We start from the raw sequence: 688 nt of genomic DNA, 5'->3' as shown, positions 1-688 counted from the left end.
ATTGCCCGGCAGGTGATTTGGCAAAGCCAAATCTGCCGAGAGGGGCCTGCCGACGCGGCGGTGGCCAGCTTTCAAACCAATTTCTTTCCGCTCTTCGGTCACTCTTGGTCGACCATAGCTGCCCAGGCTGAGACGGGACTGTTCCTCCCCTCTCGTGACTTGCTGCGCAATGCACTGCCGGGCAATGGATATGCGCCAAGACCACCATGCCGGTTCGCTGTCCTTGGCTGGCAGGTCGGCTGGGGCAGGCGCGCAGGCCACGCTCACTGACATCGAAAACCTTGCAAAGACGGTTGGTCGGGAAATCGCGGCCATGCTCTTCCCCTCTCATCGAAACTGCGTTTCGACTGCCGGGCAGTGGATGAACCTGAACCTCATGGCTTTTGGCTCGCGAAGAAGGCGTCGCCATTGTTGCTCGAACCAATGGCGCAATCAATGACGACCCTTTTTCAAGATATCCCTCTCCTGCTTGAGAATGCGGTTCTCCCGTCCAAGCCGCTCGTTCTCTCGGGCAAGGTCCAGGTCTTTGTCTGACACTACCTCAGCGTCACGATGCGCCGTCACCCACTTGTTCAGCGTCGATAGGCCAACACCCAAATCTGACGCAACCTGCCTGCGTGCAAGCCCGCTCGTCAGCGCGATCCGCACGGAATTCGTCCGTCCGTTTCGATCCCATAGTCTGCCTCCT

General features: G+C 58.9%; 1 pseudogene. It reads right to left on the bottom strand.

Annotated elements, in window-relative coordinates:
- Positions 1–648, bottom strand: a pseudogene (locus ACPGUT_RS16055) (hypothetical protein); the annotation flags it as partial.
- Positions 649–688: the final 40 nt, after the last annotated feature.

Source organism: Halocynthiibacter sp., assembly GCF_049608145.1.
Lineage (GTDB): Bacteria > Pseudomonadota > Alphaproteobacteria > Rhodobacterales > Rhodobacteraceae > Halocynthiibacter.
Note: the sequence above shows the minus strand (reverse complement) of the source record. Positions and strands in the feature narration are given on the sequence as shown.